We start from the raw sequence: 19826 nt of genomic DNA on the forward strand, positions 1-19826 counted from the left end.
TGAATCGTAAAAAAAATGGCTGCTACTTACCCTAAATAGCAGCCTATATTTCCAGTTACCACCAGACCGCTTCTTCCCTTGGTTGCACAATGTTCACGGCTTGTCCGATGACCGGTAAAGACAATTTAATTTTTTGCTCACGCGCCAGCGCCGCTATTTGTATCAGGGGATCATTCCAGTGATGGAAAGCAAGATCGAAGGCCGCGTTATGAATGGGCATTAACCATTTTCCCTTTAGATCCTGAAACGCCCGGATGGTATCCTCTGGCATCATGTGAATATCCGCCCACCGGCTGTCATAAGCCCCATTCTCCAGGCAGGCAACATCAAATGGACCGTATTTATTGCCGATTTCTTTAAAGCCCGGAAAATAGCCGGAGTCACCGCCAAAAAATAAACGAAACTCATCGGTGATGATGCTCCATGAACACCACAAACGTTTATTGCTGTCAAACAAACCACGTCCGGAAAAGTGCTGCGACGGTGTGGCGACAAAATGCACCTCGCCCACCTCCGTAGATTGCCACCAATCCAGTTGGGTGATCTTCTCCTCAGCCACTCCCCACTTCGCCAGTAAATCGCCGACGCCCAGCGGAGCGAGGAAATAGCGAACACGATCTTTCAACTGCATGATCGTCTGGTAATCCAGATGATCATAATGGTCATGGGACAAAATAATGCCCTCAATAGGCGGTAAATCGCTCAGCTCGATGGGCGCAGCCTGAAAACGCTTTGGCCCGAGCCACTGAAAGGGAGACGCTCGCAGATTAAATACTGGGTCAGTAAGCCAATACTTGCCTTTCAATTTGAGCAGCAGCGATGAATGCCCCAGTCGAAACACACTGTTTTCGGCGGCCATGGCGAGCGCCTCGGACGTGATGGGCTGCACAGGTAATTGCTGCTGAGGTACCGTTTCTTTTGGCTTGTTAAACGCTAAATCCCAGAACATCTTCATATATTCGCTGAATTTCAACGGCTGCCGGGGAGCAGCATTGGTGAAACGCTTGCCATCGAACTGTGCGGATTGCGGATAACCCTTGATGGCACTGCGGGAGATGCCTGAACAATTTAACATTGATCTATTCCTGGCCGGATGCGATGGCTCACAATACCGTGTTTTAGTGAACCCTATATGGCATAACGGGCGGTCTGGTCATGAAATTCAACCTTCAGATGACTTTTCATTTCCTGAGCGCTAAAGTCACTCTTTTGTTTGATTTTTCGAGGGAAAATGAAACCTTTATTTGTATACGGCACCTTGCAACCAGGTCATTCAAATGCGCATATTCTGGACAGTATCGGTGGAGAGTGGCTGCCCGGAACGGTCAACGGCATCTTCTATGAACGCGGCTGGGGCGCGGCAGCGGATTTTCCCGGCATTGTGCTGGACAACAATGCGGGCCTTGTCAAAGGCTCACTCTTCTTCTCAGAGCATCTGACCGCGCACTGGACAATGCTGGATGAGTTCGAGGAGGGCTATGATCGTGTTGATGTTGAAGTCACCACCCTCGAAGGAGAGAAAATCACAGCGTGGATTTATCAGTTACAGCCGCCACAGGCCTAGTCTGCCCTGCTCTTTTCCAGCCAAAGCAAGCGCAACACCCACGATACCTTGCGAGATGAGAATACATCTGGCTACTGCGGCACAGGTATTCTCTGCGGTATGGGTTGCAGCACGCTCGCACTTAATAAGCCAGGCTAGAATGAATGCAAACCGCATCAAGGAGCATTCAGATGAGCAAACTCTGCACCGCCTGCAGTACTTCTTATGAAGATGATCCAGGCATCTCACATTGCAAAATTTGCGAAGACGAGCGGCAGTTTGTGCCTGTCAAAGGGCAGCAATGGCTGGCATTCTCGGCTCTGCGTGCCACACATCAAAATAAATGGCAGCAGTATCTAAAGGGATTATTCAGCCTGCAAACTGTCCCGAGTTTCGCCATCAACCAACGTGCTTTTTTACTGCAAAGCGCGCAGGGGAATATTCTCTGGGACTGCATTGCGAATCTGGATGACGCCACGGAATCATTGGTACACGCACTCGGCGGTATTGATGCCATTGCCATTTCTCATCCCCATTACTACAGCACCATGCAAGACTGGGCTGCGGCATTTAATGCACCCATCTATTTGCATGAGGATGATCGGGAATGGATTATGCGCCAGAGCTCGCATATTCATCTCTGGCAAGGTGACGAATTGGATTTACTGCCCGATGTCACGTTATTACGCCTGGGTGGGCATTTTAAAGGAGGCTGTGTACTGCACTGGTCGCAACATGATGGCGTGCTGTTGAGTGGTGATGTTGTGCAAGTGACACCCGGTGCAAATTCCGTGTCATTCATGTGGAGCTATCCCAACATGTTGCCGCTTTCTGCTGCTACGGTGAATACGCTCATTCACCGACTGGATAAGGTCACCTTCTCGCAGATTTATGGCGCTTTTGCCGGTCGGGAAATGACACAGCAGGCACAATCCATTGTCAGACAGGCAGCTGAACGTTATATCCGCTGCCTGCAATAATGACCCGATTAGCCCGGTATTGCCCCGTTTACCTGGTTCTTACAGATGGGAATAACGGGCCATCATCAATAGTTTTGATTGCATCAAGACCCGTAAATTGAACACGCAACGGGGCTTAGCCCGTAGACAAACTTAAGGACTCGTTTCACTGAGGCTGGGGGGCGTGTGCGTTTCGCACAAAAAGATCTACAGGAATTAATGGTGGTGCAGGAAGCTGAAGCGCGGGAACAGGCAATCAGCGATCTGCATGCCTTTAATAAACTCGCGCTTTGAATAATAGAAATTTTTCGATTCAGGACGTGGTCACTGAACTGTCCGATTTGGCGACAAAATAGTTATCGTGTTTTTCAATCGTGACGCCGCGTTCACGCCAGTATGCTGCCATATTGAAAAACGCATCACTGGTTAAATTGAAGCCAATAATAACTGAAGGGTGTTTACCGCTACTCAAAAACGAGTTTAACTGCTCCATATCCAACGCTTTAACAGACTCCATCATCTTCTCCCGATCTATAACAAGATAATCTGCTTCAACAGATTATCTTGTAAGTCTCTTGATGCACAATGCAGTTATATTAATATTACAATCTGCAAAAAATCCGATGAAGGATTGCGGCCACCCGCTTTAAAACCCGCAGATTCTCTGATTAATGAGATCGATCTCAGCTCTGAAGAGTGCAATTTACCCTTAAAGCGAAACGTAAAACTGTGGGTTTTCTTGATGATTGCTTGCTGGATATATCAACAATGCACAACGTCACTCACCGATATTAATTATTATTTGCTATACATCGGTGCTTTTTAGACCGGACGAAATTTCGACGAACGAACCATTCACGGATGTACAGACGTCCAGACGTATATTATAGTCCGTCTCCTACGTTACTCAGGGACTCGTACTATGAACAAATTACTCGTTACCACCCTTCTCGCCGCTGCAGTTTCACTGCTGAGCGCCTGCGACAACAACAAAGACAATGCCATCAAAGTCGCCATTAACACCGGTCCTGACGAAGCGCTCTGGCAGACCGTTAAACAGGTCGCTCATGATAAATATCATCTGGATGTCGATGTGGTGGCATTTAACGATTATGTACAACCGAACGAAGCCCTGTTCAATAAAGATGTCGATGCCAACGCCTTCCAGAGCTTGCCTTATCTGGAAATGCAGTCGAAAGAGCGTGGCTATAAGTTCGCCGTGGTCACCAACACGTTTGTGTTCCCGATTGCCGGCTATTCCCGCAAGATCAAAGCGCTCGATGCGTTGCCAGATGGCGCGACCATCACCATCTCTAACGAAGCAACCACTCTCGGTCGCAGCCTGTTGCTGTTGCAAGCTCAGGGACTGATCAAAGTGAAACCCGAAGCGGGCTTGCTGCCAACGACGCTGGATATCACAGATAATCCGAAGAAACTTAAAATCGTTGAAGTGGATACCCCGCAACTGGCCCGTACTCTCGACGATCCGCAGGTGTATATCTCCATCATCAATAACAACTTTGCCGCGCTGGTTAACCTCTCCGCGTCGAAGGATGGCATGTTTATGGAAGGCAAAGCGTCGCCGTATGTGAATGCGATTGTGGCGCGCGAAGATAACAAAGACAGCGCGAATGTGCAGAAGCTAAAAGAGGCTTTCCAGTCGCAGGAAGTGCTGGATAAAGCTAACGAGATTTACAAAGGCGACATTATCAAGGGTTGGTAATAGCCGCTTAAAAGCCGCGCAACAGGCGTGTTGCGCGGCTTTTTATTACTTAAAATCCACTGCCATCAATTCAGCGATGGTTGAATCCTGTGTCGAGGTCACGCAGCGGTGCAGGTAATCAGTAAATTTCGAGGAGGGCGGCATGCCTAACTCCAGCAACTTCTCATTGCAGAACACCACGTTGAGTTTGGAGAAATGGCCGTAAAGATTCATGGCGCGCAACACAATCCGCTCATTGCACGGCCCAAATAACGACGCGAAGTTTTTCTTACTTTCGGCCAGCTCGCGATAATTCACTTTCTGATAACTCTCGCCCACGGGCACATTGCCTGAGGCTTTCGCCATCGCTTTATCAATCTCCGCGAAGGTGACACTGCTGTTGAGCCCCGCCGAAATGTGAATAATGCTTTTATCGACGTTTTCAGCGGTCAACAACAGCTCCAGCGCATCTGCACAATAATCCACAGGCACCACATCAATACGATCGTCCAGCTCACACATAAACTTACCCAATGTCAGTGCCATGCGGAACACCCAGAAAATACTCGGCGATGGCGTGCAGCCATGATCGGAATGGCCCACAACAATAGAGGGACGCGCAATAACCAGCGGCAGTTCGGGTAACATCTCGCTCATCATTTTTTCCACCGTGGCTTTACTCCAGGTGTACTCAACAATGTGCTGATCGCGCAGCGTATTCAGTTTGCTCTCGGTCACCAGGGTGTTAGCTTCCGGCGCACAAGACATTGCCGTTCCGACATGAATAAAGCGCTTAAGTCCGCTGACCTGATTCATACGACTGGCGAAGGTGAAAGTTCCTTCAACGTTAACTTTCCAGATGTAAGGATTCGCCCCAAACGAAGCCACAGCCGCACAGTTGAGCACATGCGTAACGCTATCCAGACGCGGGTCGGCAGTAAACCGCTCTGGTTCCGCGAGATCGCCAATAAGAATGTTATCTGTGGTCAGTGTATCCAACAGATTTTGTGCCACGCCAAATTTAGCCAGATTGGATTGCAACCGACTCAGTCCTTCGGTGGGTGAATCACCGCGCACCAGCAGTAACAGTCGATTATTCTCGCTTTTCTTCAATAAGTTAACCGTTACTGCTCCGCCTAAAAATCCGGTTGCGCCAGTAATTAAAATCGTATTCATAGTATTCAGCTATCAGTTGGTTTCTGGACGAAAACGGTCCATTGAGCGTGGCTTCGAATGTATGCCAGCGCAGATAAATGGCGGATAAATGCGATCTGCACAAGGTGAGGGAAAAAGCGGTCCAGTTAGCTTTCGTTTATCTCTGATAACCATCCGTCATTTTATTTCTCACCGTTCGTCTATTCTGAGATTAAAAAACCGCCGCGATATAAAAATGTCGTAAAAATTTCGCTGCCAGGCGTAAAAATGCAGGTCACAAAACCACCACCCGCTATTAACCGTTCGGGTAAACAGGTATGTTCGCCGTCATAGACACAGCCATCGCCGTTCCACGCTGATAAGAAACAGGAAATATATGAGTCAGACCGAGAAACAGTCTCTGCCTGCTGGCATGTTGGCCGCCGCAGGGATCGTGTTTGGTGATATCGGTACCAGCCCGCTTTACACCCTGAAAGAGTGCCTGTCGATCTTACCGGATGGATCAATCTCAACCACTGCCGTGATGGGTTTTCTGTCACTGATTTTCTGGGCGTTAACCCTGATCGTTACCCTGAAATATGTCTGCTTTGTCATGCGTGCCGACCATGATGGTGAAGGCGGTATTTTAACGCTGATGTCACTGGCGCGTCGTAACGTCGGTCCGAAGATTGGTCACATCATTATTCTGGCCGGTTTGACGGGTGGCGCCTTCTTTTACGGTGATGGCATCATCACGCCGGCGATTTCGGTGCTCTCCGCCATTGAAGGGATTGAGGTGGTATCACCCCAACTCGACAAATACGTGGTCCCACTGGCGGTACTCATACTCACGCTGTTGTTCTTCATCCAGAAACACGGTACGGAAAAAGTCAGTAAAGTATTTGGGCCGGTGATGTTTGTTTGGTTCGTCTCGATTGGTTTACTGGGTATTCGCGGGATTGCGCTCAACCCCACGGTCTTGCAGGCGCTGAATCCCAGCTACGCGCTGACCTTTTTGCTGACTCATGAAGCGCTCGCCTTTGCCGCGATGGGTATGGTGGTACTGGCCGTTACCGGTGCCGAGGCGCTGTATGCGGATATGGGACATCTCGGCAAAGCGCCGATCCGCCTGGCGTGGCTGGTGATTGCCATGCCGGCATTGGTGCTGAATTACTTCGGTCAGGGGGCGCTGGTGATTGCGGATGCAAAGGCGGTCAATAACCCGTTCTTCAACCTCGCGCCGGGTTGGGGACAGATTCCCTTGATTGTGCTGTCAACGCTCGCCACGGTGATCGCAGCCCAGTCGGTGATTACCGGCGTTTACACCCTGACGCATCAAGCGATTCGTCAGGGGTTTCTGCCACCCATGCGTATTGTGTTCACCTCGCATACTGAATCTGGCCAAATCTACATTCCTGTGGTGAACTGGCTGCTGTTTGTTGCGGTAACGGTGATTGTGCTGGCGTTCCGTCAGTCCTCGGCCCTCTCCTCCGCTTACGGTATCGTGGTGACCGGCACTATGGTGATCACCGCCTGTCTGGCCGGCGTGGTGGCGCTGCGTAACTGGAAATGGCCACTGCCGCTGGCGGTGATTTTCCTGCTATGTATGCTGAGCATTGACGTGCCGCTGTTTGCGGCGAACCTGATGAAACTGCTGTCAGGCGGTTGGGTTCCGGTACTGATGGCGCTGACCATGATGGGGTTGATGCTGATCTGGAGCACCGAGCGTAATCGGTTAATCAAAAAATTGAACAACGATCCGGAAAGCCTGCAGGCGATGGTGAAATCACTGGAAACCAATCCGCCCAGTCGTGTACCGGGTACTGCCATCTTCCTGGCGCGTAAAGAGTTTGAGATTCCACAGGCGCTGCTGCATAACCTCAAGCATAACCGGGTGCTGCATAAGCGCGTGGTGTTGCTGAACATCCGCACGACAGATACGCCACGCGTGCACAATCAGAAGCGCATCACCATCACCCAACTTTCGCCGTCCTTTTGGCAGGTAACCGCGGCATACGGCTGGCGAGAAGTCCCTTCAATGGCGGAGGTTTTACACCTGTGCGGACTGGAAGGTTTTGGCTGCACGCTGAATGAAGCGTCTTTCTTTACCTCACACGACACCCTGGTGATGAAAAAACGCCGCGGACTGGCAAGAATAAAAGGCGGCATCTTTCACTTCTGCCAACGCAATGCGCTGCGTGCGCATGAGCAATTTAATATTCCCCCCAATCGCGTTATCGAACTGGGTGGACAACGCGAGTTTTAACAAAATGGGGCGTGCATGACGCCCCAATCAACTTATTGCTCTGCCACAAATGTAACCAGATGAAAGAATATTCCCGAAAGTTTAACGGAGTTGTGGCTGAACTTTTCTTAACAACTAATTAGCAATTAAAGCTAAAACGCATAACCTCAAAAGGTGTTTATTAAGCCTACCGGCACTCATTACCTGCCGTGCGCAACTGTCGGAATGTATAAAATCACCATCAACAATAAAATGCATAGCTTCGAAATCGGCTCAGCAGTTATTTTGAGGAGTAAGACCATGAAAGAACTTATTAATGACGTTATCTCTATTTTCACACCGCAAAATGTTAAACCCGTTTTAGTCCGTGCGGATTTGACCCATCGTGAATTATCATCAATTCATCCTGTGGGCTTTACTTCCGTGAGCTGGGCGACTTCGATGGAAGAACTGACTGATGCGATTGTGAAAAAAACGCTCGCTGCAGGGGCCGTGGGTTATCACATCACTGATGTTGAATCCCATGAGCCGGGCCACGATGGTCAGCATGTAATGGCGGCTACCGCAACCCTGTACCATATCAATAGCAAAGTGGCGTACGGCTGATGTTAACCCCCCCTTCGCTGTTGTATTTAAGCCTGCCACTCTTGTGACAGGCTTTTATCTGCAAAGTATTCGGCGAGAAAATCAATAAACACTTTCATGCGCGGCGATTCCGATGTCCGTTGCGTATACACCGCCCAGATATTCGCCTGCTGATACCACTGCGGTAAAACATGGACCAATTCGCCAGTGCTGAGAAAAGGCACCACATCCCATGCCGAGCGGAGCGCAATCCCGTGTGACTTCAACGCCCAGTTTAAAATGACCTTGCCACTGTTTGACGAATAATGGCTATTCAGTCGGCACAATACCTGTTGCTTACCGTCAGTCAGCGCCCAATTACCGAATGAATTGTTCTTTTCATTGATGATAAGGCAGCTGTGGTCAATTAATTCATCCAGCGAATTGACCGCCCCAGCGCGCGCTAAATATTCAGGGGATGCGCAAAGAATACGCCGATTAACGGCCAGTTTACGCGCGATGTAAGAGTGATTCAGATTATCGCCAACCTGTATATCCACATCGGTGCCGGATTGCATCAAATCAATCTCACGATCGCTTAAAATGAGTTTGATATTTAAAGATGGATGCTGAGAAATAAAGGCTGAAATGGCATCAGATAAATACGCCTGACCAAATCCCAGCGAACAGCCAACGGTCAACTCACCGGTTAATTCACCGCGCCACTGCTGAAAATTATTCAGAAACGCATCCATTTCCTGTACCACTTGCAGCGCCCCCTCCAGCGCTTTCTCTCCCTCTGGCGTCAGTCGCATCACCCGATTGGTGCGGAAGAAAAGCCGGGTGTCGAGCTGTTTCTCAAGAATGGCGATACGTTTGCTGATATACGATGGAGACTGGCCCAGCTCCACGGCAGCGCGACCAAAACCACCATGACGCGCCACGCTGATAAACACATAGAGGTCTTCGACAGAGGGCCAGCCCTGTAGCGGTTTCTGAACGTTTTTCCCGGCAAGCAAGAGCTTCATACTATTACGCAGTTAGCCAACATCGAGCGGTTATAACACAGAATCGAGAAAGCCCTGAAGCTGTGCTAAAAATACCGCCGGGACTTCTTCCTGTGGGGAATGCCCACAAGGCAGTGCCTTGCCCTGCACATTGATGGCCTTCTCCTGCCAGGTTTCAACCACATCGTATAGCTGACCGACCGTGCCCTTTTCCCCCCACAGCAATTGAAGCGGACAAACGATGCGTTTGTCGCTGTCCTCTGCATCGTGCTCTAAATCCACCGTGGCGGCCGCGCGGTAATCTTCGCAGACGGCGTGGATCATCTCGGGCTGCTGATAGCAGCGCAAATAATCATTGAATACCGCTTCTGAAGTCGCCCCCGCTGTCTTGAGCTGACCGTCAATATGTTTTCGCAGGAAGAAGGCCGGATCGTGGCCGATCATCGTCTCCGGCAGTGGGTAAGGCTGGATCAGAAAGAACCACCAAAAATAGCGCGTAGCAAAAGCCTTATCGGTCTGCGCATACATGGTTGCAGTCGGGGCGATATCGACGAAAGTGCCGCAAGCCACTTTCTCCGGATGGTCAAGCGCCAGACGATGTCCAACCCGGGCACCGCGATCGTGTCCGACAAACGCGACACGCGAAAGACCCAGTGCATCAATCAACTGGCTGATATCTTCAGCCATGGCGCGTTTTGAATAGGCCAAATGGCGTTCGTCGCTGGCGGGTTTGTCGCTGTCGCCGTAGCCGCGCAGATCAGGCAGGATCACCTGGTATTTTTGCGCCAGCTGCGGAGCGATTTTACGCCACGCCAGATGATTTTGTGGATGCCCGTGCAGCATCAGCAACGGCGGTCCTTCGCCCCCGATTGCCACGCGTAGTGTGATACCGTTGTCCAGCGTGACCGCTTTCAAGGCAAATCCGTCGATAAACGGCGATGCGCCGCAACCCTTGATGTCACTCATGCTGTTTGTCCTTTAACCCGCTGCAGCCAGGGGCGCTGAGCAAAGTGCCGATGTTCAAACTGCGTAATGTCAGTCTCGTATTGGAGCGTCCAGTCTACCGCGCTGCCGCCACCCATTAACATCTCACGTTTGAGCGCGCTGACCTCAACATGCAACACCTGCTGATTGAAGGTGAGGGTCTTATCTTCCAGAGAAACCGTAATCTGATTGTGTTCTGCATCAGCGGTAGCAGCGCTGAGCTGCTGATACGCCTCCTCACTTAGCGTCAGCGTCAATACGCCGTTGCGCTGGCAGTTATCGTCAAAGATGCCGGCAAAACTGGTGCCGATGATGGCGCGAATGCCCAGCTGATTGAGTCCCCACACCGCATGTTCGCGACTGGAACCACAGCCAAAGTTGGGTCCCACCAGCAAGAATGCCGCGTTCTTTCCGGCAGGCTGGTTGAGGATAAACGCGGGATTCGCACTGCCGTCGGGCAAAAATCGCAGGTCAAAGAACACGCCCCGATCCAAACTCTGGCGATCGATGCCTTTCAGAAACTGCTTTGGCATGATCACATCCGTATCAATGTTGGCCGCCGGTAAATGGGCAATGCGTCCGGTGATGCTGTGAAAAGCGTCCATATTAAACCTCTGCTGTCGTGAAGTTGCGTACATCGACCAGATGACCGGCCACCGCAGCGGCGGCGACCATCGCCGGGCTCATTAAATGGGTTCGTGCTCCTGCACCCTGGCGGCCCGCAAAATTGCGGTTGGTTCCTGAAGCACAGCGATCGCCGGGTTCCAGGACATCTTCATTCATTGCCAGGCACATTGAGCACCCCGACTGCCGCCACTCAAAACCTGCATTGATAAAAATGTCGGCTAAGCCTTCAGCCTCTGCTTGCTGACGCACCTGCGTGGAGCCTGGCACGATGATCCCGCGCACGTGTCGGGCGATTTTGCGCTCGCCAATCACCGCTGCTGCAGCGCGCAAATCTTCGATTCTGCCGTTGGTACAGGAGCCAATAAACGCATGGGTGATGGCGATGTCAGACAGGCGCATGCCAGGTTCCAGCCCCATATATTTCAGTGCGGCTTGTATTGCCTGCTGTTTAATCAAATCGGGTTCGTATTGCGGATCAGGTACACAGCCGCCAATAGCACAGGTCTGATCCGGGCTGATGCCCCAGGTCACTTTAGGTTCGAGGTCGCTGCAATCCAGCACAATCGAACGGTCAAAATTAGCCCCTGCGTCACTTCGCAATGTGAGCCATTCAGCCTTAGCCTGCTCCCACAATGCACCCGTTGGCATTTGCGGTTTGCCCTGGATGTAGGCGAATACCTTCTCATCTGGCGCAATGATCGCTCCACGCGCACCGGCTTCCACCGCCATATTGCACAGCGTCATGCGCCCTTCCATGCTTAGCGCGTCAATCGCCGGGCCGTCAAACTCGATGGCATAACCGGTTGCCCCTGAGGCGCCAATATCTTCAATCAACGCCAGAATGATGTCTTTAGCCGAACAGCCATAAGGCAGCTCTCCCGTTACCGTGACGCGCATGGTTTTCAGCGTGCGATAAATCAGGGTTTGCGTGGCGAGAAGATGTTCAATTTCTGATGTTCCGATGCCGAAACCCAACGCGCCAAATGCGCCATAGGTGGTGGTGTGGCTATCACCAGCGGCAATCACCATGCCGGGCATGACCAGGCCTTGCTCATGCGCAACCACATGCTCGATGCCCTGGCGCGGGTCCATGACATCAAACAGTTCGATGCCAAAGTGGGCGGCATTTTGACGGAAGTAATCCACCTGCAGCTGCCCGCCGGCATCGTTCATCGCATCGTCACGCTCAGGACGCGTGGGATTTACGTGATCGACATTGAGTAAGATAGTCGCCGGACGACGTACCGGGCGATGATGTTCACGCAGCCCGCTAAAGGCCTGCGGGCTGGTGTATTCGTTGAGTATTGATCGATCAATATAGAGCAACACATGCCCTTCATCGTCTAACTGACGTACCACATGCTGATCGATCAGTTTTTCATACAGTGTTTTGTTAGCCATGCGATTGCCCACATAAAAGTATCAACAAGTCATTAGAGACTCTAGGGTAATACAGTTGTGGTTAAGACTATGAACACAGTACGTGAAGTGATGGTTTATGAAGTGTGTTTAATGGGCGACCTCACAGCCGCCGATAGAAGTATGATGCTACTGCAAGCGTTCGAAGCGATAAGGTGCGGGATCGATAAGCGGCGTATGCCCGGTCACCAAATCTGCGGCTAACTGCCCGGCTGCGGGTGATGTCCCGAAACCATGCCCTGAAAAGCCCGTCGCCAAAGTTAGCCTAGGTATCGATGCCACTGGGCCAATCACCGGGTTCGAATCCGGGGTAACATCTATAACGCCAGCCCATGACTCCGCCATCTCCGCCTGCTGGAACACTGGCCACGCCGCGCGCAGGTTGCGCATCGCTTCCTGGTTCAGTGCCGGATTGGCAAGAGGGTCCAGCGTGCGGACTTGCTCAAAGGGTGAACGCCGATCGTTGCGCCAGCGACGTGCCAGTGCAAGATCCTTCACAAAGTATTTGCCCAGCGAAATCCGCAGGTTGTCACGCGCCTGCCGTAGCTGAGGCATATAACGTGTGCCGATCAATAGATGATCAAGCGTTATTGGCGCATCCAGCGCACCGCGTTGAGTGATGATAAAGCCACCGTCCTGGTGTTTTCGGAATGAGAAGTCAGGAGCGCCCACCGCTATATTGGCCGGTCCTTCCAGCGGTTTGGTACGCATCACCGAACAAATCAGCGGCAGCGTCGGCAGATTAATACCGTGATTGCCAAGGAAACGACGCGACCAGGCACCTGCCGCCAGCAACACCTGGTCACAACGAATCTCACCGCGTTCGGTCATCACACCACTGACCTTGCCGTTGCTGGTGACCAGGCCACGCACCGCACAGTGATCCATGATAATCGCCCCCCTGGCGATGGCGGCATTCGCCATCGCGCTGGCCGCCAGCGTGGGTTCGGCTCGCCCGTCGGAAGCAGTGTAAATCCCGCCTGCCCATTTCTCCGCACCGCTTGGCACTTGTGCTGCAATTTGTGCGTGGCTGAGCAAGCGCGTATCCAGGCCAGCGGCACTAACCCCGCTTAACCATTTTTCATGCAGTGACATCTGCTGCTCGTTGCGTGCCACAAACATAATCCCAGCCTGACGATATCCCACGTCATTGCCAACCCGCGCGGCCATCCCCGCCCACAAGCGGTCAGCGGCCTGCGCCAGCGGAATATCCTCCAGCGCACGGCTGGTTTTACGGATCCAGCCGAGATTGCGGGAAGACTGCTCGCCCGCAATCCGCCCTTTTTCCAATACCACCACCGGAATATTGCGCTCCGCCAGCGTCAGTGCGGCGGTCAATCCAACAATCCCGCCGCCAATAACGACCACCGTGGTGGTATCCGGCAGCGTTGGCGAAGGCGTAACCGGAGAAATAACAGGTGCCATAGCGCGTCTCCTGCCCTTACAGGGCCACGGTGATTTCCTGAACCTGAGCGTTACCGGCCCCGCGATAGGCCGTAACTTCCAGTTCAACTTTATAAACGGTCGATCCCAGCGGCGGGCAGGTCACTGTTGAGGCGGGATTAACCCCTCGGAACTTCTCACCAATGATCGCCATCACTGCAGGCACATCCGCCGGATCCTGAATAAACACGCGCGAGCACACCACATCCTGTAATGAGGCATCGATGGCTGCCAGTGCGGCTTCGATATTGGCAAACACCTGCAATGTCTGCTCGCGCAGGTCTTCGGGAATTTCTTTGGTTTGTGGGTTGCGACCGGCGGTGTTGGAGACATAAATCCAGTTATCCACGGCCACGATGCGCGAATAACTCGCCTGCTCTTCAAATTTCGAACCGGTTTTTACTTTAATGATATTGGTCATGATGTTTTCTCTATTAATAAATGAATTAGCTTAAAACCGGTGATTCCCACAGGTTGAGTTTGATGCCAATGCCTTTTTCCAGGGCATTGCGATACAACACCGTGCCCCAGGCCACATCTTCCACCGGCATACCACCGACAGACATGATGATGATCTCGCTATCGTTTTGGCGGCCTGGTGCTTCGCCGGCGACGATCTTGCCGATATCTTCCAGCTGCTCCGCCTGCAGCTGCCCTTCAGCGACCATATCCATAAAGCGCACACCGATAATCGGCACGCAGCGATGCGCAGGCTTGGGAACTTCATCAAACCAGGCATGATAGAGTCCGGTGTTATCCAGCACCTTGCGCACATCGGGTAGTTCCATGCCTTCATCGATATTGCACAGCGCGGGCATGGCGAGGAACGCGCCAGCTTTCACCCATTCACGTTTCACCAGCGGATAAGAGGCGGGATCACCGACTTCACCTGAGCTGCAATAAGTGACAATGTCACTGTCGCGCACTACCGCTTCCAGCGAGTCGACAATTTCTATCTGCTTAATTTGCGGATAGGTCTCCTGCACCCAGGTAATGAAGTTATCGAGGCTGCGCTGGCCTCGTCCTTTGACTTTGATGGTGTCGATGTGTGGGCACACAGCAATAAATGCCGCAACAGCGGTTTTTCCCATCACGCCCGGTCCGAGCAAACCGATCATGCGAGAATCCTTTCGCGCCAGATGACGTGCGCCGACGCCCGGCACCGCCCCGGTGCGATACGCCGACAGCAGATTGGCTGACATATGCGCCAGCGGCGCGCCGGTATCCGCATCATTGAGGGTGAACATCAGAATCGAGCGTGGCAGCCCTTTCTCACGGTTGGCGATGTTGGAGCCATACCACTTAACCCCAGCCGTGCCGAAATTGCCGCCAAGGTAGGCAGGCATCGCCATCATGCGGCGATCGGCAGTGGGTTTTGGCATCGTCGGGAACGGCGAATTTTCCGGGAAGGTCACCATCGCGCCGTGAGAATCATTGTTGGATCCGGCCATGCGATAGTCGCCGTGATACAACAGGCCAAACATCTCTTCCATGGTATCGACACAGGCGGCCATATTGGTCACGCCCGCACGAATCATGTCTTGCTCCGACAGGTAAATAAAATCAATCCGGGTTGAATCACTCATAAGTCGCCTCATCAATCAGTCTTTTGGTCTATTTCCCGCCGTAGCGAGCGCTGCCATAAATAGCGATTTCACTGGCTAAAACCGTCTTAGGTGTCGATGGTCTTCGCTGGGTGAAATAGAAATAGCGCGTCAGTTGTCGAGCTGTATTGAATATTTGCGACATGACGAAATTCGTGCGTGGCACAGCCCTTGCATCACACAGACAGTAAATAGCCCGCAGCGGAGCCCGCCATGACACAATTGCCTCTCTATCGCCACAGTGGATTTCAACCCGAGCAGCCATGGTTTGTGCTGAACGCCGCGCAGCATTACTCGCTGATTGCGTCAGACAACCCGGCTATTTCCCATTTTTATAGTTTTGATGTGGCGCAGAGTGCCAGCATGACGCTGGCGATTCCCGACGGCTGCGTAGATATCGTGTTTGATTGCGATGCGCAGCGTCCTGCTGCACGCGTGTGTGGCACCACGCTGGAGGCGCGCGGTGCCGATATGCAGCATAACCACCACTATTTTGGTGTGCGCTTCGCACCGGGCATCATTCCTGATTTCCTCGATGTGATGGCAGAAGAGATTCCCGATCGTGAGTTTAATTTCCTCGATGTGGTGCCGGATGCACGGTTAGCCTTTGAACAGATCGTTCAGACGCACGAATTTTCGCGGCAGATTGCTTTGTTCAACGCCAGTTTCACGCCGCGCCTGGTGCGCAAAGCTTCCGCCGTCACATCCTTGATCATCCACACCATGCGCCAGCAGAAAGGCAACATTCGCATTGATCAACTGGAAGCGCTGACCGGCTACACCTGCCGCACTATCCAGCGCCAGTTTCGCCAGGATACCGGGATGTCACCCAAGGCTTTCAGCCGCATTTTGCGCTGCCAGTCGGCGCTGGGCAGCATTCACTTACAGCAGGAAGTATCGTTTAGCGATCTGGCCTTTGATCTTGGATTTAGCGATCAGTCGCACTTCCTGCGCGAGTTTAAAAAGTTTGTCAGCACCACGCCCTGTGATTATCAGCGGCGTATTTCGCATGATGCCTATTTCCATCGTTTGCGTTTCCACTGAGCACTAAAAGTGTGCAGCGTTGCACTGTGACGCTGTCCGATTTTTTCTATCCGCCAGATGCTCAGCTGAGAAATGATGCCGCTATGTTACCTGCCTCAGGCGGCACAGATTGCCTGAGAACTTTTTCTTAGCGGTTGAGGGCTTTGGCGATGAATACGGATTCCGGCTTACGCAAAAATACGTTGGGTTTGTTTTCTCTGGTCTTTTTTGTCGTCGCGGCAGCCTCGCCGCTGACAGGCGTGGTGGGCGGCTTGCCGGTGGCGATTATTTCTGGCAACGGCGGTGGCATTACGGTGTTTTATATTCTCTCTTGTATTATTTTGATGTTATTCGCCGTGGGCTTTATTGCCATGAGCCGTCATGTCAATAATGCGGGGGCCTTTTATACCTATATCTCTAAAGGAATGGGCGAAAACTGGGGCGCTTCCGCGTCAGTATTAGCGTTGATGGCGTATATCTCTATTCAGATTGCCATCGTGGCAATGCTGGGATTCTTCACGCAGTTATTTATTGAAGAGCACTTTTCTGCCCATATTCCCTGGTGGGCATTGAGCATGCTATTTGTGCTGGTATGCTGGGTATTGAGCATTAAACGCGTCGAAGTCGGTGGAAAATTACTCGGCATATTAATGCTGGCGGAAGTGGCTATTGTGTTACTCACCGACGTGATGCTGTTAATCAAAAAAGTCGGTCCTTACAGCTTCCAATCGTTCGAGCCGTCAGTGTTTATGCAGGGCAACCTTGGCATCGCCTTTATTTTCACCATCGCCGCTTTTATCGGTTTTGAATCTACCGCCATATATGCGGAAGAGTGCCGTGACCCACATAAAACTGTGCCGCGTGCCACAGTATGTGCCTTGTTACTGATCACGGCATTTTTCTGTTTCACCAGTTGGTCACTGGTGCAGGCATACGGTTTTGATCAGATTGTCGCGATTGCCAGCAAAGATCCCGGTAATTTCGTGTTTAATATTACCCGGCAATATGTTGGAGAGTGGGCCGTAGAAACCATGTCGGTATTGCTGATCACCAGTTTATTTGCAGCGGCGCTGGCGTTTCATAACAATATTTCTCGGTATTTGTTCAGCATTAGCCGCGATGGTCTGATCTGGAAAGAGTTGTGCAAAACTCATCCCACTAACGGCACGCCACATAACGCCAGCCACGTTCATAGCGTGATCATGCTGATGCTACTGGCAGGCATGGGCAGCGCGGGATTGGACCCGATGGTGCACATCTTCGCTATCGGTTCTGCCGTCGCCACACTGTGTATTTTGATTTTACAACTGGGCGTTTCCGCTGCCGTGATACTGCTCTTCCGTCGGATGGAGAATAGCGAAAATCCATTCACCGTATTCTGGGCACCGTTACTGTCAATGGTGTGCATGAGCGTGACGATTATTTTGGTGGTTAATAATCTGCAATCCTTAAGCGGCAGTGATTCCAGCGTGGTGAAGATGATTCCCTGGTTCATTGCTGGCTGCGCATTGATGGGATACGGCATGTCGCTGAAACGCAATTTTAAAGTTCGCGCTTAATCATCGTCGTGGTGCGCAGCCATGCGCACCCAGTTAGCGAGTAAATATTTAACCTGGCGTTATGGTGTTTTATTTGACCTAAGTCGCGATGCTCGCTATAAAGAATAACCGCGCAGTACTCACGGATATCTCTCCCTACCTTTCGCATTCATTGCTTAAATTCCCTCCACATTGGTTTTATGTAAGTTAAGTAATTAACACCAATACTTTATTAACTAAAAACAAGTTAATCTTTTCGTAACAATCTTTTAATTTGCAAACCGAAATTTTAACGTTCACCTGCAAAGTACAAAGATCAGGATCAGAATGACTCACTCTAAAAAAATCGTGTCTGCCCTTTCACTGGCAGCGCTGCTTGTTTCTTCAGTGGTCCACGCTGAAAACGCACCAGAAAAAACCGATGTTCTGTTGATTGGCGGCGGCGTCATGAGCGCCTCACTGGGAACCTGGCTACAGGAACTGCAACCAGGCTGGAAGCAGCTGATGGTTGAGCGTCTGGATGGCGTCGCACTGGAATCGTCTAACGGCTGGAACAACGCCGGTACCGGTCACTCTGCGAACATGGAACTGAACTACACGCCAGAGCGTGCAGACGGTTCAATCGACGTGAGCAAGGCGCTGGAAATTAACGAAGCTTTCATGATTTCCCGTCAGTTCTGGACCTCTCAGGTACAGCGCGGCGTAATGCATGACCCGCGTTCATTCATCAACTCCACCCCACACATGAGCTTTGTCTGGGGCGATAAAAACGTTGAGTATCTGACTAAGCGTTACGATGCACTGCAGAAAACCACCCTGTTCCAGGGCATGAAGTTCTCAACCGATCACAAGCAGATTGAGCAGTGGGCTCCGCTGGTGATGGAAGGTCGCGATCCTAATCAGAAAGTGGCAGCCACCTGGACGCCAGTCGGTACTGACGTTAACTACGGTGAAATCACCCGTCAGTTGATTGGCAGCCTGAAGAAAGATCAGAACTTCAAATTAGAAACCTCTTCAGAAGTCACTGATTTCAAACGTAACAGCGATAATTCATGGCACGTCACCATCAAAGATGTGAAGAGCGGCGAAAACCGTTCGGTTGACGCGAAATATGTGTTTATCGGTGCAGGCGGCGCGGCAATCAAACTGCTGCAGAAAACCGGCATTCCTGAAGCGGATAACTACGGCGGCTTCCCGGTGGGTGGCTCGTTCCTGATGACTGAGAATCCAGAAGTGACCAGCCGTCACCTGGAAAAAGTCTACGGCCAGGCTTCAGTCGGTGCGCCACCGATGTCTGTTCCACACATCGATGCCCGTAATCTGGACGGTAAGCGCGTGGTGCTGTTTGGACCGTTCGCGACCTTCTCTACCAAGTACCTGAAAAACGGCTCTCTGTTCGATCTGTTAAGCGCCACCACCACCAGCAACATCATGCCAATGACTCACGTCGGTATTGATAACTTTGACCTGGTGAAATACCTGATTGGTCAGGTGATGCTGAACGACGACGATCGTTTTGCCGCGCTGAAAGAGTACTACCCGAACGCACGTAAAGAAGACTGGAAACTGATCCAGGCGGGCCAACGCGTACAGATCATCAAGAAAGATGCGGATAAAGGCGGCGTGCTGAAGCTCGGCACCGAAATCGTGACCGATCAGCAGAAAACCGTGGCTGCCCTGTTGGGTGCATCACCAGGTGCTTCAACTGCTGCGCCAATCACCCTCGACGTGATGAAGAAGTTGTTCCCGGAGCAGTTCGCATCTCCTGAGTGGCAAGAGAAGATTCGCGGCATTATTCCAAGCTTCGGCCAGAAACTGAACGGTAACACCGCACTGACTCAGCAGGTCTGGGACAACACCGCAGCCACGCTGCAGTTGACTAAACCACCAGTCATCAATATGGGTGACCAGTCCGTTGCCCCTACGCAAGCTAAGCCTCGCGCAGAATCCGCTAAGCAGGATATGGCGCTGTAATTCTCCCTCGCGCTAATGAAGAAAGCCGGACAATGTCCGGCTTTTTTGTGTCTGGAATAA

18 protein-coding genes are annotated in these 19826 nt (G+C 51.7%); 8 read left to right on the plus strand and 10 right to left on the minus strand.

Translation table 11 applies throughout. The annotated features are described in order from the left end of the window. Positions 1–55: 55 nt before the first annotated feature. Positions 56–1075: an MBL fold metallo-hydrolase gene (locus tag WFP70_RS19635; RefSeq protein WP_337024205.1), complete on the minus strand. Its 1020-nt coding sequence runs from the start codon at positions 1073–1075 to the stop codon at positions 56–58. Positions 1076–1231: 156 nt separating this feature from the next. Between WFP70_RS19635 and WFP70_RS19640 the strand changes: the two genes are divergently transcribed. Both WFP70_RS19640 and WFP70_RS19645 read left to right on the plus strand, forming a co-directional pair. Next, complete coding sequence (locus WFP70_RS19640) at positions 1232–1564, plus strand: gamma-glutamylcyclotransferase family protein (protein WP_034823962.1); 333 nt, start codon at positions 1232–1234, stop codon at positions 1562–1564. Positions 1565–1734: 170 nt separating this feature from the next. Continuing rightward, positions 1735–2523, plus strand: coding sequence for an MBL fold metallo-hydrolase (locus tag WFP70_RS19645; RefSeq protein WP_337024206.1), 789 nt, complete (start codon positions 1735–1737; stop codon positions 2521–2523). A gap of 292 nt (positions 2524–2815) precedes the next feature. Here the strand turns inward: WFP70_RS19645 and WFP70_RS19650 are convergent, their stop codons facing one another. Beyond that, on the minus strand, positions 2816–3022 hold the full coding sequence (locus WFP70_RS19650) for a hypothetical protein (protein WP_153012345.1): 207 nt from the start codon (positions 3020–3022) through the stop codon (positions 2816–2818). A gap of 402 nt (positions 3023–3424) precedes the next feature. On the opposite strand from WFP70_RS19650, the gene WFP70_RS19655 reads away from it, so the two are divergent. After that, positions 3425–4225 carry a MetQ/NlpA family ABC transporter substrate-binding protein gene (locus tag WFP70_RS19655; protein ID WP_160833866.1) on the plus strand — a complete coding sequence of 267 codons (801 nt, stop codon included), beginning with the start codon at positions 3425–3427 and terminating at the stop codon, positions 4223–4225. A gap of 45 nt (positions 4226–4270) precedes the next feature. Here the strand turns inward: WFP70_RS19655 and WFP70_RS19660 are convergent, their stop codons facing one another. Then, the gene (locus WFP70_RS19660; RefSeq protein WP_313374417.1) at positions 4271–5380 is read right to left on the minus strand and encodes an SDR family oxidoreductase; all 1110 of its coding nucleotides are present in this window, start codon (positions 5378–5380) and stop codon (positions 4271–4273) included. Positions 5381–5735: 355 nt separating this feature from the next. Between WFP70_RS19660 and kup the strand changes: the two genes are divergently transcribed. Beyond that, positions 5736–7604 (plus strand): low affinity potassium transporter Kup, encoded by a 1869-nt coding sequence (gene kup, locus WFP70_RS19665; RefSeq protein ID WP_337024207.1) that lies wholly within the window; start codon positions 5736–5738, stop codon positions 7602–7604. 279 nt (positions 7605–7883) lie between these two features. Further along, positions 7884–8189 (plus strand): DUF1471 domain-containing protein, encoded by a 306-nt coding sequence (locus WFP70_RS19670; RefSeq protein ID WP_045815559.1) that lies wholly within the window; start codon positions 7884–7886, stop codon positions 8187–8189. Positions 8190–8215: 26 nt separating this feature from the next. Here WFP70_RS19670 and WFP70_RS19675 read toward each other — a convergent pair whose 3' ends face one another. The 7 genes from WFP70_RS19675 to WFP70_RS19705 form a co-directional block, all read right to left on the minus strand. Continuing rightward, entirely contained in the window at positions 8216–9175 is a 960-nt protein-coding gene (locus tag WFP70_RS19675) for a LysR substrate-binding domain-containing protein (protein ID WP_337024208.1), read from the minus strand. Positions 9176–9205: 30 nt separating this feature from the next. Beyond that, the gene (locus WFP70_RS19680; RefSeq protein ID WP_211728947.1) at positions 9206–10120 is read right to left on the minus strand and encodes an alpha/beta fold hydrolase; all 915 of its coding nucleotides are present in this window, start codon (positions 10118–10120) and stop codon (positions 9206–9208) included. Further along, positions 10117–10743 (minus strand): 3-isopropylmalate dehydratase small subunit, encoded by a 627-nt coding sequence (gene leuD / locus WFP70_RS19685; RefSeq protein ID WP_337024209.1) that lies wholly within the window; start codon positions 10741–10743, stop codon positions 10117–10119. The genes WFP70_RS19680 and leuD overlap by 4 nt, the downstream gene beginning before the upstream one ends. Before the next feature lies 1 nt (position 10744). Beyond that, positions 10745–12166 (minus strand): 3-isopropylmalate dehydratase large subunit, encoded by a 1422-nt coding sequence (gene leuC / locus WFP70_RS19690; RefSeq protein WP_337024210.1) that lies wholly within the window; start codon positions 12164–12166, stop codon positions 10745–10747. Between the two features lie 147 nt (positions 12167–12313). After that, positions 12314–13609 (minus strand): NAD(P)/FAD-dependent oxidoreductase, encoded by a 1296-nt coding sequence (locus tag WFP70_RS19695; protein ID WP_337024211.1) that lies wholly within the window; start codon positions 13607–13609, stop codon positions 12314–12316. A gap of 16 nt (positions 13610–13625) precedes the next feature. Then, a complete protein-coding gene (locus WFP70_RS19700) occupies positions 13626–14048 on the minus strand; it encodes a RidA family protein (RefSeq protein WP_224933170.1) in 423 nt (140 codons plus the stop codon). A 25-nt stretch (positions 14049–14073) separates the two neighbouring features. After that, the gene (locus WFP70_RS19705) at positions 14074–15213 is read right to left on the minus strand and encodes a tyramine oxidase subunit B (RefSeq protein WP_337024212.1); all 1140 of its coding nucleotides are present in this window, start codon (positions 15211–15213) and stop codon (positions 14074–14076) included. 231 nt (positions 15214–15444) lie between these two features. Here WFP70_RS19705 and WFP70_RS19710 point away from each other — a divergent pair, with 231 nt between their 5' ends. From WFP70_RS19710 to mqo, 3 genes are all read left to right on the plus strand, one after another. Beyond that, the gene (locus WFP70_RS19710) at positions 15445–16275 is read left to right on the plus strand and encodes an AraC family transcriptional regulator (RefSeq protein WP_337024213.1); all 831 of its coding nucleotides are present in this window, start codon (positions 15445–15447) and stop codon (positions 16273–16275) included. A gap of 149 nt (positions 16276–16424) precedes the next feature. Continuing rightward, positions 16425–17813 carry an APC family permease gene (locus WFP70_RS19715; RefSeq protein WP_337024214.1) on the plus strand — a complete coding sequence of 463 codons (1389 nt, stop codon included), beginning with the start codon at positions 16425–16427 and terminating at the stop codon, positions 17811–17813. A gap of 306 nt (positions 17814–18119) precedes the next feature. Then, positions 18120–19766: a malate dehydrogenase (quinone) gene (mqo, locus tag WFP70_RS19720; protein ID WP_034823997.1), complete on the plus strand. Its 1647-nt coding sequence runs from the start codon at positions 18120–18122 to the stop codon at positions 19764–19766. The last annotated feature ends 60 nt before the right edge of the window (positions 19767–19826 follow it).

The sequence above is a fragment of the Pantoea sp. USMM079 genome (assembly GCF_037153115.1).
GTDB lineage: Bacteria > Pseudomonadota > Gammaproteobacteria > Enterobacterales > Enterobacteriaceae > Pantoea > Pantoea communis.